The organism is Faecalibacterium langellae (genome assembly GCF_002549775.1).
GTDB lineage: Bacteria > Bacillota > Clostridia > Oscillospirales > Ruminococcaceae > Faecalibacterium > Faecalibacterium langellae.
Genome location: NZ_NMTR01000001.1, coordinates 59,420 through 86,278 on the forward strand (window position 1 = coordinate 59,420; position 26,859 = coordinate 86,278).

The following is a 26,859-nucleotide window of genomic DNA, read 5'->3' on the forward strand; positions in this document are numbered from 1 at the left end:
AGGAGTACGACACTATGCCGCTGATCATCCCCAAGACCCTGCCCGCTTACGATGCCCTCTACAACGAAAATGTCTTCGTCATGCACCGTGAGCGCGCCCTTGCCCAGCACATCCGCCCGCTGGAAATTCTCATCCTCAACCTGATGCCCACCAAGATCACCACCGAGACCCAGATCGCCCGCCTGCTGGCCAATACCCCCATTCAGGTGCACATGACCCTGATGCAGACGGCCAGCCACGCAGCCACCCATGTCTCGGCGGCACACCTCGAGTCCTTCTATAAGACCTTCGACGAGGTGAAGAATAACCGCTACGACGGCATGATCATCACGGGGGCACCCATCGAGACCATGGACTTCGAGCAGGTGGACTACTGGGACGAGCTGTGCGAGATCATGGATTTCAGCGAGACGAATGTCTACTCCACCCTCCATGTGTGCTGGGGCGCGCAGGCGGGCCTGTACTACCACTACGGCGTGCACAAACAGCTGCTGCCGGAGAAGATGTTCGGCGTGTTCGAGCACCGGGTCACCCGCCCGGCAAACCCGCTGGTGCGCGGCTTCGACGAGGTGTTCTATGCGCCCCACAGCCGCCATACCGGCATCAGCCGCGAGGATGTGGACAACTGTAAGGCACTGCGCATCCTTGCCGAGAGTGACGTGGCCGGCCCCTTCCTCATGAGCACCGAGAACGGACGGCAAATTTTCGTCACCGGCCACCCGGAGTACGACAAGTACACGTTGGATTCCGAGTACCGCCGCGACGTGGACAAGGGCCTGCCCATCCATGTGCCGGTGAACTACTACCCGGACGACGACCCCGCGAAGCCGCCGCTGTTCCGCTGGCGTGCCCACGCCCACCTGCTGTATGAGAACTGGCTGAACTACTACGTCTACCAGAACACCCCCTACGATCTGGGCGAAATCCAGCGCGTGAAGCACGAATAAATGCACAAAAACCGGTATTGCGTCAAAATTGCGCGATACCGGTTTTTATGCTATACTGTTCCTGCGGCCCTTCTCCATTCCCCTAACCGCGGAAAGGAGGTGGTAACCAATGGAAGTCTTCGTCTCATTTATACAGACTGTCGGAGCAGAGGTAGTTGCCTACTATCTGTGCAAGTGGCTTGACAGCCTGTTCTTCAAGGGCAGCAAGCACTAACCCAAGAAGCCCCCCGGTACTGACACTACCGGGGGGCTTTTGGTTTTTTCGTGGTAACCACGGAACAGGCCTTCATCTCATTGCCTATCTTTAGTATATGCAGTTTTAAGCAAAAGTCAAGCGATGAAATGTAAATTATTTTTTACGCCTTACCGGCTTTTTCTTCCGCACACTGTAGCCAAAGGTGCCCAGCTTTTTGCCCAGGGCCAGATACTCGCCGTGGCTGTAGACGATGAGCTTGGCTTTATCAAGGCAGAGCTTGCCGGTCTCATCCAGCAGGCTTTCGTCCACATCGCAGGCCACAACTTCGGCCAGGAACAGATCATGGCTGCCCAGCGGGATCACCTGAGTCACTTTGCACTCGAGGTTCACCGGGCTTTCTTCCAGCACCGGGCAGTCGGTCAGCACGCTGCCGGGGGCGGCATGCAGGCCGCAGGCGGCGAACTTATCCACGTCGCGGCCGCTTTTCACGCCGCACCAGTCGATGGAGTGCACCAGCGCTTCGGTGGGCAGGTTGATGGCAAACTGCCCGCTCTCCTGGATAAGGTGGTGGCTGTAGCGCTCCGGCCGCACGCTGATGCTCACCATGCTGGGCTGGGTGCAGATGGTGCCCGTCCAGCCGATGGTGATGAGGTTGGGCTTATCCAGCCCGCCGCAGGAGACCAGCACCGGCGGTTCCGGGTTCAGCAGGGTGCTGCCCCGCCAGCTCTGTTTGCTCATCCGTGATACTTCCTTTCATAGGGGGCCCAGGTGCGCTCGGAGATGATGTAGCGCGGGCGGGCTTTCGTTTCCATATAAATTTTGCCGATATACTCACCGATGACGCCCAGGCACACCAGCTGTACGCCACCCACAAAGCAGACGATGCAGATGGTGGAGGCCCAGCCTGCCACCACACTGCCTAGGATGGCATCAATGATGGCCCAGATCACGCCGATGAAGCTGATCAGGCTCACCACGATGCCCGCGCCCGTGATGATGCGGATGGGCTTGTTGGAAAGGCTGGTGATGCCGTCAAAGGCCAGTGCCAGCATCTTGCTCAGGGGGTAGTGGCTCTCACCGGCCAGACGCTCGTGGCGCTCGTAGGTGACAACTTCGCTCTTAAAGCCCACCAGCGGCACCATGCCGCGCAGGAAGATGTTCACCTCTTTGTAGTCCGCAAAGCTCTCCAGCACCCGGGTGCTGATGAGCCGGTAGTCGGCGTGGTTGAACACGATGTCCGCGCCCAGAGCGTTCATCACGTGATAGAAACCCTCGGCGGTGAACCGCTTGAAGAAGGTGTCGGTATCCCGGCGGCTGCGCACGCCGTACACCACCTCGGCACCGGCTAGGTACTTTTTCACCATCTCATCCATGGCGTTGATGTCGTCCTGGCCGTCGCAGTCGATGGAGATGGTGATATCACAGGTGCCGCTGTGCAGCGCTTCCATCAGGCCCGCCAGTACGGCGTTCTGGTGGCCGCGGTTGCGGCTCTGCGAGATGCCGATGAAGTGCTCATCCTGCGCGGCAAAGCCCTGAATGAGCTCCCAGGTCTTGTCGCGGGAGCCGTCGTTTACGAACAGCACCCGGCTTTTCTCGCTCACAAGGCCCTGTGCGGCCAGGCTGTTGATCTTTTCCAGAAACATGGGTGCCGTGATGGGCAGCACCTGCTCCTCGTTGTAGCAGGGGATCACGATCCAGAGGATAGGTTTTGACATGATAAAAAAGCTCCTTATAATAAACAGCAAAAAGGATGCCGTTGAAGTTATGGCCCTTCCCGTGAAAAAGAGTTTTAGAAAAATCCGCAGATTTTTCTAAAACTCAAATATAAAAATAAAATTTCCGATGAGAATGGCCAAAGCGCACGCGGCGGCCATTTTAAATGGTCCGGCTCACTGCACCATTTGCTTCAAAGTCTCCGGTTCCAGAAGCTTGAAGCTGCTCTTGTAAGTGTCCAGCAGGCCGTCCCGCTGCATCTGGCTCAGCTCACGGCTGAGGGCGCTGCGGTCGCAGTTCAGGTAATCCGCCAGCTGGATGCGGGAGAACGGGATGCTGAAGGTCAGGCTGCCCGCCCGCTCGGCTTCGCTGAGCAGGTAAGCGCACACCTTGGCCCGCAGGCTTTTCAGCACCAGCAGGTCGATGCGGCGGGAAAGCGAAAAATACTTGTCGCTGATGGTGCGCACCAGGTTCTGCAGTGCGCGCTGGTGCGCCGGGCTGCCGTCCGAAAGCAGCAGCCGCTCGTAGGGGATGAGCAGCACTTCGCAGGGTGCGGCGGCCAGCACCGTCACCGGGCTGGCAAGGCTGGACCCGCCCAGCACGTCGCCGAACACGCCGCCCGGCTCCATGTGGGTGATGGGGATGCGCGCCCCGCCCGGGGCCGGGCGGTAGGCTTCCAGCATGCCGGTGAGCACCACGCCCACCCGGCGGTTGGGTTCCCCGGCCAGCACGAGGGCCTCGCCCTTGCCGTAACTGCGCACCACAGCACCCAGCTGGGCCAGCAGCACCTGCAGCTGGTCGGTGGGGATGCCGGTGAACAAAGAGGTGGATTGTAACAGCGGAAGATAGTTTTTCATCACAAATCCGTGGGAAAGAGACAGGCTCCCACAGCCCTCCTGCAATTCTGTTGCACACGCAACGGTATTTTTACCCCTATTATAGTAAACTTAGACGCGCAAAGCAAATGATTTTGCAAATTTGCTTTGTAAAATTTTGAAAAAGACCGACCCATTCCGCAAACGATGCGGCCCCGGCGGGGGAAAGGGCGCGGTCTTGCGCGGAAAGAGGAAGGTATCCACACATGAAAAAGATCGTATCCCTGCTGCTGGCGCTGACCATGGCACTGAGCCTGGCTGCCTGCGGCGGTGCAGCATCCGAAGCTGCTTCCAGCGAGGCTGTCTCCGAGGCAGCATCCGAAGCTGCTTCCAGTGAAGAAGCAAAAGAACTGTCCACCACTGATGCCCTGCGCATTGCCGGGCTGAAGGGCCCCACCACCATGGGCCTTGTCAACCTGCTGAGTATGGAAGAAGACGGCACCGCCGCCATGGACTATGACCTGCAGCTCTACGGCGCGGCCGACGAGATCGTGCCTCTGCTGATGAAGGGCGAGCTGGACATGGCTGCCATCCCGGCAAACCTGGCCGCGACCCTCTACCAGAAGACGAACGGCGGCATTCAGGCCGTGGCCGTCAACACGCTGGGCGTGCTGTATGTGGTGGAAAAAGGCGGCGACACCGTCCAGTCCATGGCTGACCTGAAGGGCCGCACCATCCTGTCCACCGGCAAGGGCACCACGCCGGAGTACGTCCTACGCTATCTGCTGAATGCCAACGGCATCGACCCGGACAAGGACGTGACCATTGAATACTACAGCGAGGCCACCGAGGTCACCGCCCAGATGGCCAACACCGACAACGCCATTGCCGTGCTGCCCCAGCCCTATGTGACCGCGGCCGGTCTGCAGGACGACACCCTGCGCGTGGCCCTGAACCTGACCGAGGAGTGGGACAAGGTGGCTGACACCCAGCTTATCACCGGTGTGACCGTGGTGCGTAAGGAGTACGCCGAGGCCCACCCCGACGTGGTGGCCGCTTTCCTCGCTGACTACGCCAAGAGCGTGGACGCCGCCAACACCGATCTGGACGGCACTGCCGCGCTGTGCGAGGAGCAGGGCGTTGTGGCCAAGGCTGCCATCGCCAAGAAGGCCCTGCCCAACTGCAACATCGTCTGCCTGACCGGCGACGAGCTGAAGGCCAACGCCTCCGCCTACCTGCAGGTGCTGTATGACGCCGACCCCGCAGCTGTGGGCGGCGCACTGCCCGGCGACGACTTCTACTGGACTGCCGAGTAACCCCTGAATAAACCATCTCTCCGGCCGCTGTGCGATTGGTACGCATGGCGGCCTTTTTGCGTGTGGCAATAGGGCAGGCCATCAGATAGCTTTCTCCGCGAACAGCGACGGGTTGCGGCACCCAGCATCCGCTTCGCTATCGCTTGCGTCTTGCTGGCCGCGGCCCCAACAGCAACTCCCTGTTTCCGCCACCGGCGGCGGTCGTTGCCGTTGCAGAACTCCAGTCCCGCCCCAACGCTTGCGCGCCGGGGCCCCACCCCCAGGTCATTCGCTGGAGAAACTATCTGCCGTCCTGCCCGGGAAACTGCTGCCGCCCCTTCCACCCCTTGCCTTTCCGTTCAAAAAAGACTACAATACCCATAGTAAATCAAAACAAACCGAAACGGAGGACATAGATTATGGCTTGTACGACAATTCTGGTCGGCAAAAATGCTTCTTACGATGGCTCCACCATGATCGCCCGCAACGACGATTCCGGCGCGGGCCACTTCACCGCCAAAAAATTCACCGTGGTGCACCCTGCGGAGATGCCTAAAACCTACCGCAGTGTGCTTTCTCATGTGGAGGTGCCTCTGCCCGAAGGTGCGCTGCGCTTCACCGCCATGCCCAATGCGGTGGAGGGCAAGGGCATCTGGGCGGCCGGCGGCGTCAACGCGGCCAATGTGGGCATGACCGCCACCGAGACCATCACCTCCAACCCCCGCGTGCTGGGCGCGGACCCGCTGGTGCCCGGCGGCATCGGTGAGGAAGATATCGTCTACCTGACCCTGCCCTACATCCACACAGCCCGCGAGGGCGTGCGGCGGCTGGGCAAGCTGCTGGAAACGTATGGTACCTACGAGATGAACGGCATCGCCTTCCAGGACGTGGACGAGATCTGGTGGCTGGAGACCATCGGCGGCCACCACTGGATCGCCCGCCGTGTGCCGGACGACAGCTATGTGGTCATGCCGAACCAGCTGGGCATCGACAGCTTTGATCTGGAAGATGCCCTTGGTGCCCAGAAGGAGCACATGTGCTCGGCTGATCTGGCGGAGTTCGTGGAAAAGTATCACCTGAATCTCTCCATGGACGGCAGCCTGAACCCGCGGGACGCCTTCGGCAGCCATGACGACGCCGACCATGTCTATAACACGCCCCGCGCCTGGTGGATGCTGCGCCACCTGAACCCCACTACCTGGGTGTGGGACGGCCCGGACGCCGACTACGGCCCCCGCTCCGACGACCTGCCCTGGTGCATGGTGCCGGAAAAGAAGATCACTCCGGAAGAAGTCAAGTATGTGCTGTCCGGCCATTATCAGGGCACGCCCTATGACCCCTACCTGACCTACGGCGACAAGGGCATGAAGGGCGCTTACCGCTCCATCGGCATCAACCGCAACGATTTCATGGCTCTGCTGCAGATGCGCCCGGATGTGTCGGAAGCTTCCCGTGCCATTGAGTGGATCGCCTATGCGTCCAACGCCTTCAACACCATGGTGCCTTTCTACGCCAACGTGGAGCGCACCCCGGAGTACCTTGCAAACACCACCGGCACCGTCTCCACCGACAACTTCTACTGGGTCAGCCGCATGATCGCCGCCATGACCGATGCTTCCTATAATAAGTCGCTCATCCACATCGAGCGCTACGCCGAGGCTGTGGTCTCTGCCGCCCGGGCGCTGGTGAACGAATACGACGCAAAGCTTACCGCTGAGCCGGATGCCGCCAAGGGGGCCGCCCTGCGCGAGGAAGCCAACGACGCCATTGCCGCCATGCTGAAGGAGAAAGCTGCCGATACGCTGGATAAAGTTCTGTTTGAGCTGAGCTGCCAGATGAAGAACGCCTACTCCCGTTCGGATGCATAAACGATCAAAAACCGTCAAATGAAAACCCGTTCAGAGCTTGTTCTGAACGGGTTTTCTGCTTGTATCCCACTCTCTGTGCGTGCTGCACAAATTTTGACGCATTTTTTTGTGAGTGAACGCGAACGAAAATGACCGAAACTGATTGATTTTGACGCAAAACTTGCTATAATAAAGATGCAAACAATCAAAACACGCCAGACTTGTGCAAAACCGGTCAGGGCGTGGAGGCGAAAAGGAGAGATGCAGATGCTGGCAGAAGAACGCTTCAGTCTGATCCTGAAGCAGCTGGAACGGCAGCGCACCGTCACCGTGCAGGAGCTGTGCGAGGCGCTGAACACCAGCGAGTCCACCATCCGGCGCGATCTGACCGAGCTGGACCGGCTGGGCAAGCTGAACAAGGTGCACGGCGGTGCCACCCTGCCGGACAGCCGTTTTCTGGCCGATGAGCCCACCATGGCGGCCAAGGAGACGCTGGCCGTGGCCCAGAAGCGCAGCATCGCGCAGACGGCGGCCGGGCTGATCCAGGCAGACGACTTCGTCTTCATCGACGCCGGGTCCACCACGCTGGAGCTGGTGCATGCGCTGGAGGGCGACGCTCTCAAGGCTGGTTATGTGACCAACGGCGTGGCCCACGCCCGGGCGCTGGCCCGGAAGGGCTGCCGGGTGTACCTGCCCGGCGGGCTGCTGCGGCCCCAGACCGAAGCCATCGTGGGCGCGCCCGCCCTGGCCAGCCTGCAGCAGTACCGGTTCACCAAGGCGTTCATGGGGGCCAACGGTGTGGCGCTGGAAGCGGGCTTTACCACTCCGGACCCCGAGGAGGCGGCCGTAAAAGCGGCGGCGGTGCACCGGGCGCGGGAAGCCTGGTTTCTGGTGGATGACGCCAAATTCGCCCGCGTCTACCCGGCGGTCATCGCGGACCTGCAAAGCGGGGCCATCCTGACAAACCGCTGCCCGAACCCCAAGTACAAACAGTACACTTTAGTAAAGGAGACAGAGCTATGATCTATACCGTAACGTTCAACCCGGCCATTGATTATGTGGTGCGGCTGGATGCCCCGCTGGAAGTGGGCGAGGTGAACCGCGCAAACGGCGAGGACTGCGTGCTGGGCGGCAAGGGCATCAACGTGTCCGGCGTGCTGGCCCAGCTGGGCTGCGAGAGCGTGGCCCTGGGCTTCGTGGCCGGTGAGACCGGTGCCTGGCTGGAGCGGGGCCTTGCCGCTCAGGGCCTGCGCACCGACTTCGTGCACCTGGAACAGGGCATGACCCGCATCAACGTCAAGATCAAGGCCGGGCAGGAGACCGAGCTGAACGGCGCGGGCCCCGCCATCCCGGAAAGCGCCATGCAGCAGCTGGAAGCCCGGTTGGACCAGCTGGGCGAGGACGACATCCTCATTCTGGCGGGCAGCATCCCGAAAAGCCTGCCGCAGGACACCTACGAGCGGCTGCTGGCCCGGCTGCAGGGCCGCGGCGTGCGGGCCGTGGTGGACGCCACCCGCGATCTGCTGGTGAATGTGCTGCAGTACCACCCCTTCCTCATCAAGCCCAACAACCATGAGCTGGGCGAGATCGTGGGCAAAGTGCTCACCACGGACGAGGAAATCACCGCCGCCGCCCGCACCCTGCAGCAAAAGGGGGCCCGCAACGTGCTGGTGAGCATGGCCGGCGACGGCGCTCTGCTGCTGGACGAGCACGGCGAGACCCACCGCATCGGCTGCCCGAAGGGCAAGGTGGTGAACAGCGTGGGCGCAGGCGACAGCATGGTGGCCGGTTTCGTGGCCGGGTGGCGCAAGACCCAGAGCTACGCCTATGCCCTGCGCCTGGGCACCGCCTGCGGCAGCGCCACGGCCTTCAGCCTGGGGCTTGCCACAAAGGAGAAGATCGACGAGCTGCTGGCGCAGCTTTGATAGGATAAAAGGAACAAGGAGGAACGTTTATGCGCATCACCGAGTTATTTACCGCACAGTCCATTGCGCTGGACGAGGCGCTGCAGACGCAGGAGCAGATCCTGAGCCGTCTGGTGGAGCTGCAGGCCACCCACGGCAACATCACGGACAAGGATGCCTACAAAAAGGCCCTCTATGCCCGCGAAGCTGAAGGCTCCACCTATGTGGACAACGGCATCACGGTGCCCCACGCCAAGACCGATGTGGTCACCCGGCCCAGTCTGGCGGCCCTGCGGCTGGCAAAGCCGGTGCAGTACAACGCCGAGGACGACGGCACCACTGACCTGCTGTTCGCCATTGCCGCGCCGGAGAACGGCAGCCTGCATGTGGACATGCTGGCCCGCATGATGCAGATGCTGATGAACGAGGACTTTGTGGCAAAGCTGAAAGCCGCCAAGACCCCGGCAGAGTTCCTTGCCTGCATCGACGCGCAGGAGGACGCCCAGTTCGGCACCGAGAGCTTCACCCAGCAGGAGATCCCCCAGAACGGCTACCGCATTCTGGCGGTCACCGCCTGCGTGAACGGCATCGCCCACACTTACATGGCCGCCGAGGCCCTCACCAAGGCGGGCGACAAGCTGGGCCTGCCCACCAAAGTGGAGACCAACGGCTCCGACGGCGCGAAGAACATCCTCACCAAAGAGGAAATTGCGGCCTGCGACGGCATCATCGTGGCGGCCGAGAAAAAGGTGGAGACCGCCCGCTTCGACGGCAAGCCGGTGCTGTTCACCCGCGTGGACGACGGCATCCATAAGCCGGAGGAGCTCATCAAGAAGATCGTCCACGGCGAGGTGCCCGTCTACCACGCCGAGGGCGGTGCGCAGGCGGCCGACGATGCTTCCGGCAAGGACAGCGTGGGCCGCACCCTCTACAAGAACTTGATGAACGGCGTCTCCCACATGCTGCCCTTCGTGGTGGGCGGCGGCATCATGATCGCGCTGGCCTTCCTGCTGGACGATTACACCATTGACCCCTCCAACTTCGGCATGAACACCCCCGTCGCCGCCTTCTTCAAGACGGTGGGCGGTGCAGCCTTCGGCTACATGCTGCCCATCCTCTCCGCCTTCATCGCCATGTCCATCGCGGACCGTCCGGGTCTGGCCGTTGGTTTCGTGGGCGGTGTGCTGGCCATGAACGGCACCAACTTCGCGGGCATCGCGGCAGGCGAGACCACCGGTATTTCCGGCGGTTTCCTGGCGGCTCTGCTGGCCGGTTTTGCGGCGGGCTATATCGTCCAGTTCCTCAAGAAAATCACCGAAAAGCTCCCCGCCAGCCTGAACGGCATCCGCCCCATGCTCATCTACCCGCTGGGCGGCATGCTGGTCATCGGCGCGGTGATGTGCGGCATCAACCCGGTCATGGGTATGATCAACACTGCCATGACCGATTGCCTGAACGCCATGGGCGGCACCTCCAAGGTGCTGCTGGGTGCCATCGTGGCCGGTATGATGAGCATTGATATGGGCGGCCCGTTCAACAAGGCAGCCTACGTCTTCGGCACGGCCGCCCTTGCTTCCGGCAACTATGAGGTGATGGCCGCCGTCATGGTGGGCGGCATGGTGCCTCCCATCGCCATCGCCCTTTCCACCACCTTCTGCCCCAAGAAGTGGACCCCCGACGAGCGCCGCAACGGCATCGTGAACTACATCATGGGCCTGTGCTTCGTCACCGAGGGTGCCATCCCCTACGCCGCCGCCGACCCGCTGCGCATCCTGCCCAGCTGTGTGGCCGGTGCGGCCGTCGCCGGTGCGCTGTCCATGACCTTCGGCTGTGCCCTGCGCGCCCCCCATGGCGGCATCTTCGTGTTCCCGGTGGTGGACCACGCGGTGCTGTACTGCGTGGCGCTGGCCGTGGGCAGCGTGCTGGGCGCGGTGATCCTGAGCCTGCTCAAGAAGAACCGCACCGACGCCGAGTAAAAAACGCCATTTCCTCCCATTTGGAGATACCATAAAGCCTGCAGAACCGCCCCGGAGCTTTCCGGGGCGGTTTTGCGTTGTTTGTGCAAATGTGTCGAAAAATGGCGGGAAACTTTGGTGGGGCGAAAAAGTCCGAAACTATTGCAACCAAATAAGGGGGGGGGGGTATAATGAAGATGAGGTGCCACGCCTTCGGGGGAGGCACCCGGACAACAAAGAGAGCGAGGGATGAACAATGAGAAAAAAGAGTACGAGACTTCTCAGTGCAGCGCTTGCGGCGTGCATGATGCTGTCGGTTCTGCCAGTGGGCGCGTTTGCGGCGGAGCCGGGCACAGAACCGGAGAATGGCAATGGCGTAAGTGCGCAGGCGGAGGAAACCCTGCCTTTTGCAGGAAAAGAAATCACCGAGGGCGGTACGTATACAATGGAGGGCGGCGAGTATACCGGACCGATCACGGTAAATGTTCAGGATGGCAAGGACGTGATCATCAACATTACCGGTCACGTGACCACAAATATCCGGGATATGTTGATCAAAGTGGTCAAAGGCCATGTGACGATCAACGGTGGAAACGACGCGATTGTGGAAAACATGAGTGAACCGGTATTCTATTACGGTTTAGGTGCTGCACTCATCGGCCTTTCCAGTACGGATGATAATACAACGGTTGAGATCAACGGCGGCACATATAGAAAGAAGGTAGAAGCCGCAGTCGGATGCGAGAATGATAGCAAGGGAACCCTTACCATCAACAGCGGTACTTTTGAGACAGGAATGGGCGGTGCGGTAGTAAATAATGCTGATAAATCTGCAGTAATGCAGATCGAAGGAGGTACATTTATTGGACGAGAGCGGGATGATAATCATCCCGATGCCTACGCACTTGAAAACTATGGAACAACGATCATCAACGATGGCCATTTCATAGGTTATGAAGATATAGTTGTTCACCAGTATAGTGGAGAGCTGCAGATTCACGGCGGTACGTTTGAGTTAATGAATCCAAATGGGATTAATGTGATAGATATTCAGAATGGCCCATCGAATACAACGATTACCGGTGGATATTTCAAAAACCTCCAAGGCTGTCGGTGGGGGAACGTAGTGGATTACGAGTCCTATATGCAAGGAGCGGAAGCAAATGAATTGCATATCACAGGCGGCACCTTTGAGATAGAAGGAGAGAATGTAGATGGAATCCGCGTAAGTAGTGTGGATCCATCACAATTGAGAATGCAACGATCAGGGTAAAGGCAACAAGTGGCAGAGGCGCTGGAATTGAAAGGCTCGTGGACTCCGAAACTGCGCTGAAAGTGAAAGATGTGACAATTGAGAATGCCGGCTCATCGGGAGACTTCAGCGATATTCTACTGGATAATTATTATCAGGACTCAGATCTTCCAGTGGATCTTGAAATAACGGAAGATTTTACCCACAAGGCGGTGGTAGATGCAACCGACATAGAAGAGGGCTTGCAGGTCACCACAAAAACTGCTACACACTACCAGAAAGACCTGAAGCTGGTCAGCGCAGACCCGCATTATATCATTGACTACCAGAAAGACGATGGCGGAACGGAGTACCGCTACTTTAACACACGCGAGCAGGGCAAGTTTTATGTGAACCCCATCAACGCCACAATGACAGCTGACGGCGAGGAGAAGCGCCCCTATAGTCAGTTTGCGCAGGGAGACAAAGTGACCCTGACTGCTAATATCCCTGAAGGCAAGCAGTTCGTTGATTGGAAAGTAGAAAAAATTGCGGCCGAAGGCGTGGAAGACGTTTCGAAGGAGGTCAAGATCGACTACGAAGACCCCGAAAACCCGGAAACTGCGATCCTGACCGTGCCGGACTACGACATTTTCGTGACCGCCGAGTACAAAGAAGGCGTCATCATCGACCCCGGCACGAGTGACACCGACTACGGCGGAGACATCGCGGCCGGTGTGGTCATCGGCGGCATTGCGGCGGTTGGCGCTTACGAAGTGGGTACCGGCCTGTACCGCATCCTTGCCATGGATGATGTGGCCATGCCCACGAACCGCATTGCCCTGGCTAAGCTGCTGTGGGAGCGCGCCGGAAAACCCGAACCGGAAAGCACGGCTCTCTACAGCGATCTCAGCGCCGAGGATACCGACGCCCAGAAGGCCGCCCGCTGGGCCGTGGAGCAGGAACTGCTGAAGGACGACACCAGCGAGGACGAGCAGAAATTCCACCCGGCTTTCCCGGTGAGCAAGCTGCGCGTCTGCCTGACCTGGGAAAAGGCAAAGCAGAAGGGCCTCTTTGACCAGAACACCGAAGCATAACCCCTGAAAAACGCAAGAAAGAGCCGCCGCACGAATTGCCGTGCGGCGGCTCCTTTTTTGCGCAGGTGCCTGCCCAGAAGCGCAAGATCAGATGTAATCCGAAATATAGGGAATTTTGTGGAACAGCACGTCGTCCAGCCGCTCCACGGCTTCCTCCCGGCCTTCGATGCGCTCCAGCTCAAACAGGCGCTCGGCCGTCTTGTAGCCCAGCAGCAGGGTGGAAAGGGTGCCGATGCCCATTTTCAGGTGGTACTCGGCGGGGGCGTCGGTCAGCTCACAGCCGCCGTCCGCGAACCGGATGCGGAAGGTGCGGTCGTTCCAGGGCAGAAGCGTGTCTTCAATTTCCAGCTCGATGCACAGCTCGCCGCCGTCCGGGTCGCAGGGGTAATCCTCCAGAAAGCTGGCCACGTCCACGATGCGGCCCATGGCGTAGGGGCGGATGGTCTCCTTGATGTCGCCATCGTCCATCTCAAAGGCGATGGGCTCACTGAAGTAGGTGTTGCCGTGCACCTCGTCGATCATGGAGTCGTGGGCGTGGATGTACTCCCACAGGCCCTTCTGCGCCTCGCGGTTCAGGTAGATCATTTCCTTGATGTGCATGATGTCGTTCTTGATGAGGTACACCATGTAGCCGCAGGGCTTGTCCTTTACATTATAATAGACGGCCACATTGGTGTCGTCCTCATCCCAGCGCCAGTATTCCTCCCATGCCAGCGAGTTGCGGAACAAACAGCCGTGGGTGATGGATGCAAAGTGGGAGTGCAGCTCGTGGAACTCGGTGTTGTCCCAGTCCACCCGCCGCACATAGCCGGGGGCAGAAACTTTGGTGGGGATCTGCCGGTCCTTGATGTTGTAGGAGATTTTGTTGGAGATGATCTCCCAACCCAGGTGGTGGTACAGCGGGATGGAGTAGGGGTAAAGCAGGGCAAAGCTCTTGCCCTCCTTGTGCATCTGGGTCAGGCCCTGGATCATCAGCCGCTTCATGATGCCGTTGCCGGTGTACTCCGGGTAGGTGCACACACTGGTGACGAAGCCGACGTGGTACACCGCGTCGTAGACGTTCATCTTCAGCGGGTAGACCGCGAACTGGGAGACAAGGCTCTTGCCGTCAAAGCAGCCCAGCACGTCGGCGCGCTCCAGCACGGGGAACTTGGACTGCTTGATCTCGTCGTCCTTCCAGCCGGTGGCGGTGAGTTCTTCCTCCGTCACCTGAAAGGTGTAGCGCAGCAGGGCGTTATACTGGTCGAGATCGTCTGTCTCGAGATAACGGTATGTATAATCTTCGGCGGAATTCATGGATGGACTTCCTCTCTGTTTTTGTGGATCGTTGCCGAACAAGCCCATTATACACCCGGCACGGAAAGGGCGGCAAGAACCTTTTTCACAAAAAACGCGGCAAAGAATGGGGCAAAACACCGCATTTGCTGGAAAACCGCGCCACCGCCCCCTTTTGCATTGCACCGCCTTTTTGAGTGTGGTATACTGTTCCTGTTATGGAAAAGTTCCGGTGCGGTGTGCCGGGCACAGCAAAGAGGAAAAGGAAACGAACGATGAAAATTGGATTTGACAACGACAAATATCTTTCGATGCAGTCGGAACATATCCGCGAGCGCATCAAGAAGTTTGACAACAAGCTCTATCTGGAATTCGGCGGCAAGCTGTTCGACGACTACCACGCCTCCCGCGTGCTGCCAGGCTTCCAGCCCGATTCCAAGCTGCAAATGCTGCTGCAGCTGAAGGATCAGGCCGAGGTGGTCATCGTCATCAGCGCGGAGGATATCGTCAGCAGCAAGATCCGCGGCGATTACGGCATCACCTACGATCTGGACGTGCTGCGCCTGATCGACGCCTTTCAGGAAGTGGGCCTGTACGTGGGCAGCGTGTGCGTGACCAAGTACACCGCCGCCCCGGAAGTGGAAGCCTTTGAAAAGCGGCTGAACAGCCTGGGCATCCGCACCTTCCGCCACTACAAGATTCCCGGCTACCCCAACGACGTGGCCCGCATCGTCAGCGACGAGGGCTACGGCCGCAATGACTACATCGAGACCCAGCGCCCGCTGGTGGTCATCACGGCCCCCGGCCCCGGCAGCGGCAAAATGGCCACCTGCCTGTCCCAGCTGTACCACGAGCACAAGCGCGGCGTCAAGGCCGGTTACGCCAAGTTCGAGACCTTCCCCATCTGGAACATTCCTCTCAAGCACCCGGTGAACCTGGCCTATGAAGCCGCCACCGCCGACCTGAACGATGTGAACATGATCGACCCCTTCCATCTGGAAGCCTACGGCGTGACCACCGTCAACTACAACCGCGACATCGAAATTTTCCCGGTGGTGAACGCCATGTTCGAGCTCATCGCGGGCGAGAGCCCCTACAAGAGCCCCACGGACATGGGCGTGAACATGGCGGGCAACTGCATCGTGGACGACGAGGTCTGCCGCGAAGCTTCCTGCAAGGAGATCGTCCGCCGTTACTTCAAGTGCCTGTGTGAGCAGAAGGTCACCGGCACCGTGAAGGAAAGCGAACGCTACAAGCTGGAACTGCTGATGAACCAGGCGGGCCTGACCGTGGGTGCCCGCGAGGTGGAAAAGCAGGCCCATGCCCGCAGCGAGAGCACCGGCGGGGCCCCGGCTGTGGCCATCGAGCTGGCCGACGGCACCGTCATCACCGGCAAGACCGGCCCGCTGCTGGGTGCGGCCGCCAGCGCCCTGATGAATGCGCTGAAGGTTCTGGCCGGCATCCCGCAGGAGACCGACCTTGTCAGCGCGGCGTCCATCGAGCCCATCCAGACGCTCAAGACCAACTACCTGGGCGGCCGGAACCCCCGCCTGCACACCGACGAGATTTTGATCGCGCTGTCCAGCTCTGCAGCTTCCAACGAGCTGGCCGCAGCAGCCATGCACCAGCTGCCCAACCTCAAGGGCTGTGATGTGCACTCCACCGTGCTGCTCTCCAATGTGGACACCAGCACCCTGAACCGTCTGGGCATGTACCTCACCTGCGACCCAGTCTATGAGGAAGAAGACCGCAAGTATCACAAAAAGTAAAAATAGATGCAAAAAAGGCAGGTGCCGTGCGGCACCTGCCTTTTTTGCATCTTAAAACGTTTTATTTCTTCTCGGCGCTGCGGGCGTAGAAGTTTGCCAGCACGGCACCGGAGATGTTGTGCCACACGGAGAACACAGCGCCGGGGATGGTGGCCAGCGGGTACTGTGCAAAGTGGGCAGCCGCCAGGCTGGTGGCCAGGCCGGAGTTCTGCATACCGACCTCGATGGAGATGGCGCGGCACTTGGTGGAATCCAGCTTCAGGGCCTTGCCCACGGCGTAGCCGGTCAGGTAGCCCAGCAGGTTGTGCAGGACGACCACGACCAGGATCAGCAGGCCGCTGGTCATGATCTTGGCACTGTTGGCGGAGACCACGGCGCAGATGATCAGCACGATGGCAGTGGTGGACACCAGGGGCAGCACGCGGACGGCTTCCTCGGTGAACTTATGGAAGAAGTGGTTCACCACAAAGCCCAGTGCGATGGGCACCAGCACCACCTTGACGATGGACAGGAACATGCTCATGGGGTTCACATCCACGCGCTGGCCGGCATACAGCAGGGTCAGCAGCGGGGTGAGCAGGGGAGCCAGCACGGTGGAAACGGCGGTCATGCCGACGGACAGGGCAACGTCGCCCTTGGAAAGATAGGTCATCACGTTGGAAGAAGTGCCGCCGGGGCAGGTGCCCACCAGAATGACGCCGATGGCCAGCTCGGTGGGCAGGTGGAACACCATGGTGAGCACCCATGCCAGGAAGGGCATAAGGGTGAACTGCGCCACACAGCCTACGATGACATCCTTCGGGCGGCTGAACACCACCTTGAAGTCATTGGGCTTCAGGGTCAGGCCCATGCCGAACATCACGATGCCCAGCAGGTTGTTCACCCAGCTGGTCTTGACCACGCTGAACGGGCCGGGGAAGAACAGGGCACCGGCTGCCACCACAATGACGATGGCGGCCATGTATTTGCCCACAAAGTCGCTTACTTTTTCCAGAGTTTTCATGTTGATTCGTCCTTTCTTTTTTGCACAAGGTGCAGGCGTCGGTTTGCATGAAACATCCGGAATGGCCCGGTGCCGCAATAAAAAACGCCTTTGTCTCCCATCATAAGAGACAAAGGCGTGTACATCCTCTGCGGTACCACTCTTACTTGCCGACCCAGAACCGGGCCGACCCCTCAGTGCGCATCCAACAATGCGCGGCTTCTGGTAACGGAAGCCTGCCGTCCGGGCCTACACACAGCAGCCGCTGTTTCAGCCCGAAAGCTCGGAGAGGATCTTCCCACGGGGTTCCTGCACTGCCTTGCATCCACCGGCAGCTCTCTGAAGCGCTCCACCCGGGTACTTGTTCTCGTCATAGCCGAATATTTCACTGCCCCGCAGTATACGCCTTTGCCTGCCGAAAGTCAAGCAAAACGGGCCTGCCAATGTTTCATCTGAACGGAATGGGAAAACAACGTGTTTCACTTTGCATGTGAAAAAATCGAATTTGCGTAAAAATCAGAAAGAAAGATTGTAATTGCATCCCGCTTGTGGTACACTTGCCCTACTTGTGAATTGGAAAAAAGGATAGGAGCGTGGAATTTTATGGCAAGACAACATAACCGGAGTGCTTTCTCCGGCAAGATCGGCTTCGTGCTGTCGGCGGCGGGCGCGTCGGTGGGCCTGGGCAACATCTGGCGTTTCCCGTATCTGGCGGCAAAATACGGCGGCGGCATCTTCCTGCTGGTGTACATCGTGCTGGCCGTCACCTTTGGCTACACCATGATCACGGCGGAAACGGCCCTGGGCCGCATGACCAAGAAAAGCCCGGTGAGCGCCTTCGGGGCCTTTGGCAAAAGCGCGGGCCTGCGGTTCGGCGGCTGGATCAACGCCATCATCCCCATCCTGATCGTGCCGTACTACTCGGTCATCGGCGGCTGGGTCATCCGCTATCTGGCGGATTACGTCAGCGGCCACGGCAGCGAGCTGGCCCAGGACGGCTACTTCTCCAGTTTCATCGCCAGCGGCCTGTCGGCTGAGGTGTGCTTCGTCATCTTCACGGGCGCTACGCTGGCCATCATCTTTGCGGGCGTGCGCAACGGCGTGGAGCGCGTCTCCAAGGTGATGATGCCCATTCTGGTGGTGCTGTCGGTGGTCATTGCGGTGTACTCGGTCACCCGCCCCGGTGCGCTGGAAGGCGTCAAGTACTTTCTGGTGCCCAATGTGGCAAACTTTTCCTGGATGACCGTGGTCACCGCCATGGGCCAGATGTTCTACTCGCTGTCCATCGCCATGGGTATCCTGGTCACCTTCGGCTCCTATATGAAGGAGAACATCTCCATTGAGGAGTCCACCGAGAATGTGGAAGTGTTCGACACGGCCATTGCGGTCATGGCGGGCCTGATGATCATCCCGGCGGTGTTCTCCTTCTCCGGCGGCGACCCGGACACCCTGCAGGCGGGCCCCGCACTGATGTTCATCACCATCCCCAAGGTGTTCGAGAGCATGGGCCTGGGCCATGTGGTGGGCACGCTGTTCTTTTTGCTGGTGCTGTTTGCGGCAATTACCAGCTCCATCGCCCTGACCGAGAGCGCCGTCTCCACCTTTGAGGACGAGCTGGGCTGGAGCCGTGAGCGCGCTACGTTCATGATCGGTATCATCATGCTGGCACTGGGCAGCCTGTCCGCGCTGGGCTACGGCCCGCTGGCAGGCGTGACCGTGTTCGGGATGCAGTTCCTGGACTTCTTCGATTTCCTCACCAACTCGGTCATGATGCCCATTGCCGCCATTGCAACCTGCCTGCTGGTGTCCCGCGTCGTCGGCGTGGAGCGCATCGAACAGGAGGTCACCCGCGAGGGCAAGCCCTTCCGTCGCCAGAAGGTGTTCAACTTCATGGTACGGTATCTGTGCCCCATTTTTGCAGTCATCATCCTCGTCAGCTCGGTGGCAAACGCCCTGGGCTGGATCGCCATGTAATGTATGTGCCAAAGCGGCAGCGTCCCTGTGCGGGAGGCTGCCGCTTTTTTGCACCCCAAAGTTTTGCTGTTTTGCACAAGGCACACGGGGAAACTCTGGGCAGAATGCCAAGGCCGCCAAAGCACCTCTCCGGATTTTGGGGGCATTTTGGAATGACGATGCTTGACGGAAGGAATCGTAGGAAGTAGAATTTAAGTAGAATGCTGTGCCGTAAAATCGGCACACGAACGCCTGGGCTGTGCTGCGGAAACCGGCCCGGGAAGGGGAGCATTGCAGCATGGAAAGACAGAGGAGGCAACAATGAAGATCTGTACAAAGTGCGGCGCAAGAATGAGCGACAGCAACCGGTTCTGCGAAAAATGCGGCAGCACGCTGGTCACCGAGACGGCGGCAGGCCACACGGCGGTGCCGGTGCGCAGCGAGACCAGCCTGAGCCAGCTGGTGGGGTGGCTGCAGAAGTATGGCCGCCATATCATGCGCGTTGCGGCGCTGCTGGCGGTGGTGCTGTTTTTCTGCCCGCTGTTCCTGGTCTCCTGTGAGGGCGTCCAGATGAACGTGAGCGGGTTCCAGACGGCCACCGGCTTCGGTTTTGACGACGACGGCAACACGAAAAGCAGCTGGTTTCTCAGCGAGGAAGACAACTCCCGCTATTACACGCAGGATAACGCAAGCCTGCCGCAGGGGTCACTGACGGCCTTTGCGGCGCTGCTGCTGGCGGGCGGTATGCTGGGCAGCACCTTTGTGCTTGCCCAGAACGCCTCCAAAACCGAGCAGAAAAATGTGCACGGGGTGCAGATCGCTCTGGCGGCCGCCCATGTGGCCGCGCTGTTCTATATCTTTGAACGGCTGAAAAAGGCGGCCCGCATCGAGGGCATGGCCTGGGCGAACTTTACCACGGTGGAGCCGACCGGCTGGTTCAAGCTGGATGTGGCCCTGACGATCTTGTATCTGATCGTGGCAGCGGTGTGCCTGGCGGGAGCGGCCGCCGACACGGGCAGCGCCGTGCCGCATGCGCCCGCAGCGCCTGCCCCGGCCCCTGTGCCGCCGCGCAGCACGGTGCCGTCCAGCGCGCCCCGCCCGGATGTCCCGGTGCGGCCCAGTGCCCCGGCAGAGCCCCCGGTGCCGGACGACGGCGAGGCCACGCTTTATGTGTTCCCCACCCACCCGGCCGGGGAGAAGAACGCAGCCGCGCCCCTGCCCGACCCGGAACCGGCACCGGCACCGTTCTGGCCGACGGATGACCGCACCGAGCGTGTCACCCCCTCTGCGGGGAGTTACGGCTGCGCCGCGCCTGCCGCACCCGCTTATGGTTATGCCGAACCTTCTGCCCCCACGGCAGCGGACTATGGTTACGCTGAACCTGCCGCCCCGGCTGCGGCGAGCTATGGCTATGCAGAACCCTCGGCACCTGCCGCTGCGAATTACGGCTGCGCAGAACCCTCGGCACCCGCCGCAACAGGTTACGGCTATGCCGAACCCGCTGCCCCGGCAGCTCCTGCGGCACCGGCTGCAGCTGCCCCGGAAACAAGCGTGCGCATCAGCGGGGCTGCGGGCGCGGCCAAGAACGAAAAGAAGAATACGCATTTCCATCAGGCACCCAGCCTTTGAGTGAGAATAGGAGAAAAACGGACCCCGGAGAGCGCTCCGGCAAAACGTCCCAAGAAAGGATTTGAACCGTGGAGGAGAAAACCGCAGCAGAAGAAACGACCCGCAGCGGCGTGAAGATCAGTGGCTCGCACGCAGAGGAAACGGATGAGGTCGTCAGTGCGGGGCAGTGTTACCCCATTTATTCCTACAGCGCAAACCCCTGGAACCCGACCTGGGTCTGCCCGGCCTGCGATGCCGAAAACTCGGAGCAGGTAAAGGTGTGCGGCGTGTGCGGCGCGGCAAGGCCCGCCGTCGGTGTGCCGAAGGACGAGTTCCCGTACCCGGGCGGCACCGGCGGTGCAGGCGGTCACAAGGAAACAGAACCGCCGTCCGGCGGAGCAGGGCCGGGCAAACCGGACGAACCCAAAAAGCCCAAAAAGAAGCGCGGCGGCATCCTTGTGGTGTTGGCGGTCGCGCTGGCGGCGCTGGCTGCCGCAGCCGTGCTGCTGCTGGGCCAGGGCTCCCGCCCGGCCAACACCCCGGCGCAGACGTCTTCTTCCCGTTCGGTCAGCTCGTCTTCCAGCCGGGACGCTTCGTCCGAGAGCAGCAGCGTGACCTCGGACGAACCCGATTCAGAGGAGCCGTCCAGCTCCGAGGAACCGGCAAGCACCTCGGTCCCGGACAGCAAACCGGACAGTACGCCCGACAGCAAACCCGACAGCAAGCCGGTGAGCTCGTCGTCCGGCTCGTCCAGCAGCACTCCGGCGTCGTCCACCGCACCGCAGGTGCCCAGCTATACGGTGAGCTATAAGGTGTCCGGCAGCGGTTCGCTGACGGGCGGCAGCAGCTCCGGCAAGAGCAGCCTGCAGTACACGGTCAAGCAGAACGAGGGCAAGAGCTTCACGGTCACGGCCGTGCCGGGGAACAACTACCACTTTGTGCGCTGGAGCGACGGCTCCACCAGTGCCACCCGCACGGACACGAACTTTACCCAGAATGTGACCTTTACGGCGTACTTTGAGCAGAATGAGCCGGCACCCAGCTACACGGCTTCGGCCTCGCAGGATGGCAACGGCGTCATCACGTTTACGCTGAATGCGGAAGGCCAGACGGTGGATATCTCCATGGAGCTGGTCCAGACCGCAACGGGCAAGAGCTATTCCCTTGGCAAGATCGGCAGCTTTGGCAGCGGCAGCTACCGCTTCGACCCCGCCTGCCCCGGCGACCCGGGCGAATATCAGGTCCGGTTCTACGATCAGAACAGACGGATGCTTGCATCTGTTCATGTTGTATATTAAGCATTTAAGGAGGAATTTGACATGAGAAAGATGAAATTTGTGGCCATGGCCCTGACGGCAGCGCTTGCGCTGCAGTTCACGGTGCCTGCGTTTGCGGCGCAGCTGCCGGAGACCGAGGCAGCGCCGGAGCAGGCCGCCACCGCGGAAGCACCGGACGAAGTGCAGGCCGAAGCACTGGAGGAGGAAAACCTGATCGAGTTCCGCACCCTCGTGCGCTACGCCAGCAACACGCACCCGTCCGAGACGGTGAGCGTCGGCTTCACCAGCAACACCAACTATTCCTGGTCCAGCTCGGACACCTCGGTGGTGACCGTGGACCAGAAGGGCCGTGTCACCGCACAGGGCCTTGGCTCTGCCACCGTTACCGCTGTGCGCAAGGACGACCCGGAAAAGACCAGCAAATACTACTATACGGTCAAGAACGCAAGCCTGGAGCTGAGCTGCTCCCCCAGCTCTCTGACCATTGACTACGACGACCTGCACCCCACCGCGCAGATGCGCATCAGCGATTCCTACGGCACGATCAATTACAAGAACTGGTCCAGCAGCAACCCCAACGTTGCCACCGTCAGCTCCAGCGGCGTGGTGACGGCTTACAATGAGGGCTCTACCCGCATCACGGTTTCCACCAACGAGGGCACCGCTTCTTATATTGTGACCGTTTCCTCCCGCATCGGTGCGCTGTACTTCTCGTACGAACGCGCAGCATCCTACGGCAGCACCAGCCGCACCATGCTGGAGTCCGGTAAGCTGGGCAACATCAAGTCCGGTGACGTGTTCAACCTGGGCGACTATCTGGTAAAGGATTCTCGCGTGCAGGTCCAGAGCTGGACTTCCAGCAACCCGGCGGTGGCCACCGTGACCGAGAGCGGCTGGGTGACGGCCGTGGGCGACGGCGAGACCACCATCACCGTGACCTCCACCGACGGCAAAAAGGCTGAGTGCCGCCTGCTGATCGGCCAGGAAGCACAGGATCAGTACCGTGAGCAGGTGTCGAACTCTGCGACCATCGGCGGTATCGTGCTCTTTGTCGGCTTGGGCGTTGTGGTCATCGTGGCCATTGTGACCCTCGCCAACGCAGCGACCGCCTGAGGAATGGAACAGGTGTACATCGGCCCGGGCACACGGCTGCCCGGCGGCCGATGAGACGAAAGGAGCGTGGAGGGATTGTTTTGCAGATATTGCGGAACAAGACTTGCAAAAAATGAGCTGAGCTGCCCCGCATGCGGCAAAGAGCAGGGCCCCCTGTTCGCCACGAGCGGCTACTTCGGCGTGCTGCGCAAGGCATCCGGTGAGGACGCCGCGCAGCCGGAAGCAGCACCGCCCCCGAAGGCGGCGGCCCCGCAGCCGAAGCCGGAAGAACGGCCCGCCCCGGCCCCCAAAAAGAACGCGGGCGGGCGGAATGTGCTTTTGCTGGCGGTGCTCGTGGTGGTGCTGCTGTGTGCGGTTGTGCTGAACCTCAAGCTTGGTGGTGTGGAGCGCACACTGAACAGCGCGAACGCCAAGCTGGATGAGCTGAAGCAGACCGTTTCTCAGCTGCAGGAAGCACAGGCGCAGCAGAGCGAAGTGCTGAACGAGCTGAAGCAGGCGGTGGATGCGGCCCAGGGCAAGGCCCCGGCGGCAGAACCCGCCGCCTCGGTCCCGGCCGCCAGCGAGCCGGAGACCCCGCAGGAGAACAGCCTGCTCCCGGCCGACGAGCCCCAGAAGGACGCAGCGCCCGCCGCAGAAAGCACGGCCCCGGCCGCAGATACGGGAAAAGGGGAGCTGCATGAAACTGTCTAAGAAAACGGCCCGGAAAACTGCCGACCCAGGGCTGGAGCTTTCGGCACTGTTCTTTGTGAACGGTGAAAAAAAGCAGGACCTGTGCGAGGACAGCTATGCCCTCGGTGCGCATGACGGGGAAGTGTTCCTGGGCGTGTTCGATGGCTGCGGCGGCAGCGGCGCAAGGGTGTATGACGTCTATGGCGGACATACCGGCGCGTACCTTGCCTCCCGCATCGCCAGCGGCGCGGCCTACGACTGGTTCCAGAACGAGGAGCCGCCCGCAGCGCTGGAACAGGACATTGCCCGGGCGCTGCAGTGCTACAAGGAGAACGCCAGCGGCAGCAGCGGCATCCGCAGCTCCATGGCGAAGGACTTCCCCACGACGGCTGCGGCGGCAAAGTGCAGCTGCAGCCCGTCCCGGGTGGATGCCGACTTTTTGTGGTGCGGCGACTCGCGCGGCTTTCTTATGACGGCAGACGGCCTGAAGCAGATCACCGTGGACGATGTGCAGCACACCGTGGACGGCCCGGATATGCGCAGCGATGGCATCATGACCAGCGTGTGCAGCGCGTCCAAACCGTTCCACCTGCACGAAAAGCAGGTGAGCTGCAGCCAGCCCTGCATCGTGCTCACGGCCACGGACGGCGGCTTTGGCTATGTGGAGTCGCCCATCCAGTTCGAGGCACTGCTGCTGGACACCCTGCTCCAGAGCAGCAGCATCGAAGACTGGCGCGAAAAGCTGTTCGGCATCCTGAAAAAGATCTCGGCGGATGATTACACCATGTGTCTGGCGTGCTTTGGCTATGCAAGCTTTGCGGACCTGAAAAAGGCCTTCGAGCCCCGCCATAAGGCCCTGCTGGAAACCTACCTTGCGGTGTGGAACGACAGCACACAGGAGCAGCAGCAACAGCTGTGGCTGGAATATGCGGCGGATTATCTGTCGGAACAGGATGACGTGAAATGAGATATACAGACTACAATGGCTACCTTGTTGCAGGCACACTGAAAAGCGACAACGCCGGTTTCAGCAAGTGGGGCATCGCGCAGAAGGATGGGCAGGACTACTTTTTGAAGGAGTTCCTCAGCCCCGTTTACCCGCAGAATGCGTCCATGTATTCGCCCGAGCAGGCGGAAAAGCGGCGGAAGTATTGCGAAAAGTACGAGGCCCAGAAGACCTTGCTCTACAAAACGATCAACGAAGCTTCGGACGGCAACGATGTGCGCATCGTGGACTTTTTCCGTTGTGAGAGCCACTATTACATCGCAATGCCGTGCATTCCTTCGGAGAAGCTCACGCCGGAGGACGTTGCGCAGATGAGCAGCGCCGGTCAGGCCCAGCAGCGGCTTTTGTGCAAGACGCTGGCCCACAGCATCTGGAAGCTGCACAAGGTCGGCATCGTCCATGGCGATCTCAAGTGGGACAACGTCCTGCTGCAGAAAAGCCAGTCGGGCGGGCTGACCACCAAGATCATCGACTTCGACAACAGCTTTTTTGAGGCTGAACCCCCTTCGGACCCGGAAAGCTTCAACTTCGACGTGGTCTATCTGGCACCGGAGGGCTATCTGTTTGCGGCCGGAGAGGACGTCAAGGTGGGCAAGCCCCTGGATGTGTTCGCGCTGGGCGTGCTGTTCCACCAGATCTTCCAGGGCAGCGTGCCGGAGTTCGTCAGCGGGACCAAATATAACTACCTGTTCGAAGGGCTCCTGAGCGGCGATGAGCTGAAGCTGGGCGACGCCGTCCCGGCGGATATGGCCCGGCTGATCGCGGGAATGCTGGAAACGGACCCGGTGCGGCGGTATTCGCTGGATACCGTGGTGCGGCTGCTCTCCGGCGAGGACATCCGGCCGGAACAGCAGGCGGAAAACCGCGAGGCCACCCAGAACGACCGGGAGGCAGCGCTGCGCATCAACATCTACAAGAGCACCAAGGGCGCCGAAAAATTCAAGCAGGCGGGCAGCCTGTTTTGAGCACAGGAGGAATGCAACATGATGAACTTCAACTTTGACTACAATGTGGACATGGTGTTCTGCATTGACGCAACGGGCAGCATGGGCGGCCTGATCGAAAAGGTCAAGGATAACGCGCTGAATTTTTATCAGGACGTGCAGCGCATGATGACCAATAAGCAGAAGACCATCGCACAGCTGCGCGTGCGGGTGATCGCCTTCCGCGATTACGCCGCCGACGGTGACGACGCCATGATGGTGACCGATTTCTTCAACCTGCCGGAGGAAGAAAAGGATTTTGAGGAGACGGTGCGCAGCATCCACGCAGAGGGCGGCGGCGACATCCCGGAGGACGGCCTGGAAGCGCTGGCCTATGCGATCCGCTCGGACTGGAACAATGCTGGCACCAAGCGCCGCCATGTGATCGTGGTGTGGACCGACGCCCCGACCCACGAGATGGGCTTTGCAAAGTTCCTGCCCAACTACCCCAACGGCATGCCGGAAGACCTGCGCGAACTGACCCAGTGGTGGGGCGACGCCGCCACCCAGGAGCGCGGCTACATGGACCAGAATGCAAAGCGCCTAGTGCTGTTTGCCCCGGAGGCCGAATATTGGTCCCAGATCATGGATTCGTGGGACAATGTTGCCGCTTACCCCGCCAAGGCCGGTGAGGGCCTGAAGGAAGTGGACTATCAGCAGATCCTGAACATGCTGGCCAACAGCATCGGGTGAGAAAAGCACCTGCAAAATCTTCTTAAAAACAAGCAGCGGCAGCTTTCCAGACGGAAAAGCTGCCGCTGCTTGTTGCATATGTCCTCATGCAGATTCGAACTGCAGGCCTTTCGCTTAGGAGTAGCCCGTGCATCTGTAAACCCATTACAAAATAGGGTAATATATTCTACTCTATATCAATGAATTTTTTGTTGGGATGTCAACGTATGTAAATGGATTCGAACCTTTTTTATTCTGTGTAAACAGATGTTTATTAGCTGGAAATTAGCTGAGCTAATGAAAAGTGGCCGCTCTATTGTACAACGCTCACCTTTTATTAGCTGGGAGGTGTATATTTCCCTACGGATATTTGCTTGTTTAGCATTCGTGAACCAGACCATACAGCCGTAGCTGGTGTGATGGACAAATGTTTTCAATAGAAAAAGATCAGAGCTTTCTGCGAGAAAACTCTGGTCTATGTAACAGTGCGAATGGAAATGCGCATTGTCTTGTAAAAGGAAGGGGCTTATGGTATTCTTACTTTAAGTAAGG

The 26,859-nt window shown here is 60.1% G+C and carries 22 protein-coding genes and 1 other annotated feature; of the genes, 17 read left to right on the forward strand and 5 right to left on the reverse strand.

Annotation, left to right across the window (positions count from 1 at the left end; translation table 11 throughout):
* Positions 1 to 14: 14 nt before the first annotated feature.
* Positions 15 to 947 (forward strand): homoserine O-acetyltransferase MetA, encoded by a 933-nt coding sequence (metA, locus tag CGS49_RS00315; protein ID WP_097800039.1) that lies wholly within the window; start codon positions 15 to 17, stop codon positions 945 to 947.
* A 349-nt stretch (positions 948 to 1,296) separates the two neighbouring features.
* On the opposite strand, the gene CGS49_RS00320 is transcribed toward metA, so the two are convergent.
* The 3 genes from CGS49_RS00320 to CGS49_RS00330 all read right to left on the reverse strand — a co-directional run bounded on the left by CGS49_RS00320 (position 1,297) and on the right by CGS49_RS00330 (position 3,713).
* On the reverse strand, positions 1,297 to 1,881 hold the full coding sequence (locus CGS49_RS00320; RefSeq protein WP_097800040.1) for a flavin reductase family protein: 585 nt from the start codon (positions 1,879 to 1,881) through the stop codon (positions 1,297 to 1,299).
* Entirely contained in the window at positions 1,878 to 2,858 is a 981-nt protein-coding gene (locus CGS49_RS00325) for a glycosyltransferase family 2 protein (RefSeq protein ID WP_097800041.1), read from the reverse strand. Before CGS49_RS00325 ends, CGS49_RS00320 begins: the two co-directional genes overlap by 4 nt.
* Before the next feature lie 174 nt (positions 2,859 to 3,032).
* Positions 3,033 to 3,713 (reverse strand): Crp/Fnr family transcriptional regulator, encoded by a 681-nt coding sequence (locus CGS49_RS00330; RefSeq protein ID WP_097800084.1) that lies wholly within the window; start codon positions 3,711 to 3,713, stop codon positions 3,033 to 3,035.
* A 224-nt stretch (positions 3,714 to 3,937) separates the two neighbouring features.
* Here CGS49_RS00330 and CGS49_RS00335 point away from each other — a divergent pair, with 224 nt between their 5' ends.
* From CGS49_RS00335 to CGS49_RS00365, 7 genes are all read left to right on the forward strand, one after another.
* Positions 3,938 to 4,987 (forward strand): ABC transporter substrate-binding protein, encoded by a 1,050-nt coding sequence (locus CGS49_RS00335; protein ID WP_097800042.1) that lies wholly within the window; start codon positions 3,938 to 3,940, stop codon positions 4,985 to 4,987.
* Between the two features lie 398 nt (positions 4,988 to 5,385).
* A complete protein-coding gene (locus CGS49_RS00340; protein ID WP_097800043.1) occupies positions 5,386 to 6,834 on the forward strand; it encodes a C69 family dipeptidase in 1,449 nt (482 codons plus the stop codon).
* A gap of 246 nt (positions 6,835 to 7,080) precedes the next feature.
* The gene (locus tag CGS49_RS00345; RefSeq protein WP_097800044.1) at positions 7,081 to 7,836 is read left to right on the forward strand and encodes a DeoR/GlpR family DNA-binding transcription regulator; all 756 of its coding nucleotides are present in this window, start codon (positions 7,081 to 7,083) and stop codon (positions 7,834 to 7,836) included.
* Entirely contained in the window at positions 7,833 to 8,738 is a 906-nt protein-coding gene (gene pfkB, locus CGS49_RS00350; RefSeq protein WP_097800045.1) for a 1-phosphofructokinase, read from the forward strand. Before CGS49_RS00345 ends, pfkB begins: the two co-directional genes overlap by 4 nt.
* 29 nt (positions 8,739 to 8,767) lie before the next feature.
* Positions 8,768 to 10,693: a PTS fructose transporter subunit IIABC gene (locus CGS49_RS00355; RefSeq protein WP_097800046.1), complete on the forward strand. Its 1,926-nt coding sequence runs from the start codon at positions 8,768 to 8,770 to the stop codon at positions 10,691 to 10,693.
* 283 nt (positions 10,694 to 10,976) lie between these two features.
* Positions 10,977 to 11,945, forward strand: a complete 969-nt coding sequence (locus CGS49_RS00360; protein WP_143405786.1) for a hypothetical protein — start codon at positions 10,977 to 10,979, stop codon at positions 11,943 to 11,945.
* A 221-nt stretch (positions 11,946 to 12,166) separates the two neighbouring features.
* On the forward strand, positions 12,167 to 13,000 hold the full coding sequence (locus CGS49_RS00365; protein WP_097800048.1) for an InlB B-repeat-containing protein: 834 nt from the start codon (positions 12,167 to 12,169) through the stop codon (positions 12,998 to 13,000).
* An 87-nt stretch (positions 13,001 to 13,087) separates the two neighbouring features.
* Here the strand turns inward: CGS49_RS00365 and CGS49_RS00370 are convergent, their stop codons facing one another.
* Positions 13,088 to 14,296: a GNAT family N-acetyltransferase gene (locus CGS49_RS00370; protein ID WP_097800049.1), complete on the reverse strand. Its 1,209-nt coding sequence runs from the start codon at positions 14,294 to 14,296 to the stop codon at positions 13,088 to 13,090.
* Positions 14,297 to 14,550: 254 nt separating this feature from the next.
* Between CGS49_RS00370 and CGS49_RS00375 the strand changes: the two genes are divergently transcribed.
* Positions 14,551 to 16,044, forward strand: coding sequence for a DUF1846 domain-containing protein (locus CGS49_RS00375; RefSeq protein WP_097800050.1), 1,494 nt, complete (start codon positions 14,551 to 14,553; stop codon positions 16,042 to 16,044).
* Positions 16,045 to 16,105: 61 nt separating this feature from the next.
* Here the strand turns inward: CGS49_RS00375 and CGS49_RS00380 are convergent, their stop codons facing one another.
* The gene (locus CGS49_RS00380; protein WP_097800051.1) at positions 16,106 to 17,047 is read right to left on the reverse strand and encodes a bile acid:sodium symporter family protein; all 942 of its coding nucleotides are present in this window, start codon (positions 17,045 to 17,047) and stop codon (positions 16,106 to 16,108) included.
* Positions 17,048 to 17,149: 102 nt separating this feature from the next.
* Positions 17,150 to 17,409, reverse strand: a binding site (T-box leader).
* A 220-nt stretch (positions 17,410 to 17,629) separates the two neighbouring features.
* Between CGS49_RS00380 and CGS49_RS00385 the strand changes: the two genes are divergently transcribed.
* The 8 genes from CGS49_RS00385 (at position 17,630) to CGS49_RS00415 (ending at position 26,328) form a co-directional block, all read left to right on the forward strand.
* Complete coding sequence (locus CGS49_RS00385; protein ID WP_097800052.1) at positions 17,630 to 19,000, forward strand: sodium-dependent transporter; 1,371 nt, start codon at positions 17,630 to 17,632, stop codon at positions 18,998 to 19,000.
* 300 nt (positions 19,001 to 19,300) lie between these two features.
* The gene (locus CGS49_RS00390) at positions 19,301 to 20,608 is read left to right on the forward strand and encodes a zinc-ribbon domain-containing protein (RefSeq protein WP_097800053.1); all 1,308 of its coding nucleotides are present in this window, start codon (positions 19,301 to 19,303) and stop codon (positions 20,606 to 20,608) included.
* A 68-nt stretch (positions 20,609 to 20,676) separates the two neighbouring features.
* Positions 20,677 to 21,885, forward strand: coding sequence for an InlB B-repeat-containing protein (locus tag CGS49_RS00395; RefSeq protein ID WP_097800054.1), 1,209 nt, complete (start codon positions 20,677 to 20,679; stop codon positions 21,883 to 21,885).
* 21 nt (positions 21,886 to 21,906) lie between these two features.
* Positions 21,907 to 22,977, forward strand: coding sequence for an Ig-like domain-containing protein (locus tag CGS49_RS00400; RefSeq protein ID WP_097800055.1), 1,071 nt, complete (start codon positions 21,907 to 21,909; stop codon positions 22,975 to 22,977).
* Between the two features lie 75 nt (positions 22,978 to 23,052).
* Entirely contained in the window at positions 23,053 to 23,667 is a 615-nt protein-coding gene (locus tag CGS49_RS14080; protein ID WP_179858990.1) for a hypothetical protein, read from the forward strand.
* Positions 23,654 to 24,613 (forward strand): protein phosphatase 2C domain-containing protein, encoded by a 960-nt coding sequence (locus CGS49_RS00405; protein WP_179858991.1) that lies wholly within the window; start codon positions 23,654 to 23,656, stop codon positions 24,611 to 24,613. Before CGS49_RS14080 ends, CGS49_RS00405 begins: the two co-directional genes overlap by 14 nt.
* A complete protein-coding gene (locus CGS49_RS00410; protein ID WP_097800057.1) occupies positions 24,610 to 25,617 on the forward strand; it encodes a protein kinase domain-containing protein in 1,008 nt (335 codons plus the stop codon). Before CGS49_RS00405 ends, CGS49_RS00410 begins: the two co-directional genes overlap by 4 nt.
* Positions 25,618 to 25,635: 18 nt before the next feature.
* Complete coding sequence (locus CGS49_RS00415; protein WP_207653394.1) at positions 25,636 to 26,328, forward strand: vWA domain-containing protein; 693 nt, start codon at positions 25,636 to 25,638, stop codon at positions 26,326 to 26,328.
* The last annotated feature ends 531 nt before the right edge of the window (positions 26,329 to 26,859 follow it).

Bases quoted from the DNA above. Each gene is read 5' to 3' on its own strand.
- CGS49_RS00355 (WP_097800046.1), top strand. From the start codon at position 8,768: ATGCGCATCACCGAGTTATTTACCGCACAGTCCATTGCGCTGGACGAG.
- CGS49_RS00325 (WP_097800041.1), bottom strand. From the start codon at position 2,858: ATGTCAAAACCTATCCTCTGGATCGTGATCCCCTGCTACAACGAGGAG.
- CGS49_RS00375 (WP_097800050.1), top strand. From the start codon at position 14,551: ATGAAAATTGGATTTGACAACGACAAATATCTTTCGATGCAGTCGGAA.
- CGS49_RS00340 (WP_097800043.1), top strand. From the start codon at position 5,386: ATGGCTTGTACGACAATTCTGGTCGGCAAAAATGCTTCTTACGATGGC.
- CGS49_RS00405 (WP_179858991.1), top strand. From the start codon at position 23,654: ATGAAACTGTCTAAGAAAACGGCCCGGAAAACTGCCGACCCAGGGCTG.
- CGS49_RS00370 (WP_097800049.1), bottom strand. From the start codon at position 14,296: ATGAATTCCGCCGAAGATTATACATACCGTTATCTCGAGACAGACGAT.
- CGS49_RS00385 (WP_097800052.1), top strand. From the start codon at position 17,630: ATGGCAAGACAACATAACCGGAGTGCTTTCTCCGGCAAGATCGGCTTC.
- CGS49_RS00345 (WP_097800044.1), top strand. From the start codon at position 7,081: ATGCTGGCAGAAGAACGCTTCAGTCTGATCCTGAAGCAGCTGGAACGG.
- CGS49_RS00410 (WP_097800057.1), top strand. From the start codon at position 24,610: ATGAGATATACAGACTACAATGGCTACCTTGTTGCAGGCACACTGAAA.
- CGS49_RS00360 (WP_143405786.1), top strand. From the start codon at position 10,977: ATGATGCTGTCGGTTCTGCCAGTGGGCGCGTTTGCGGCGGAGCCGGGC.
- CGS49_RS00335 (WP_097800042.1), top strand. From the start codon at position 3,938: ATGAAAAAGATCGTATCCCTGCTGCTGGCGCTGACCATGGCACTGAGC.
- CGS49_RS00380 (WP_097800051.1), bottom strand. From the start codon at position 17,047: ATGAAAACTCTGGAAAAAGTAAGCGACTTTGTGGGCAAATACATGGCC.
- pfkB (WP_097800045.1), top strand. From the start codon at position 7,833: ATGATCTATACCGTAACGTTCAACCCGGCCATTGATTATGTGGTGCGG.
- CGS49_RS00400 (WP_097800055.1), top strand. From the start codon at position 21,907: ATGAGAAAGATGAAATTTGTGGCCATGGCCCTGACGGCAGCGCTTGCG.
- CGS49_RS00390 (WP_097800053.1), top strand. From the start codon at position 19,301: ATGAAGATCTGTACAAAGTGCGGCGCAAGAATGAGCGACAGCAACCGG.
- CGS49_RS00330 (WP_097800084.1), bottom strand. From the start codon at position 3,713: ATGAAAAACTATCTTCCGCTGTTACAATCCACCTCTTTGTTCACCGGC.
- CGS49_RS00415 (WP_207653394.1), top strand. From the start codon at position 25,636: ATGATGAACTTCAACTTTGACTACAATGTGGACATGGTGTTCTGCATT.
- metA (WP_097800039.1), top strand. From the start codon at position 15: ATGCCGCTGATCATCCCCAAGACCCTGCCCGCTTACGATGCCCTCTAC.
- CGS49_RS00320 (WP_097800040.1), bottom strand. From the start codon at position 1,881: ATGAGCAAACAGAGCTGGCGGGGCAGCACCCTGCTGAACCCGGAACCG.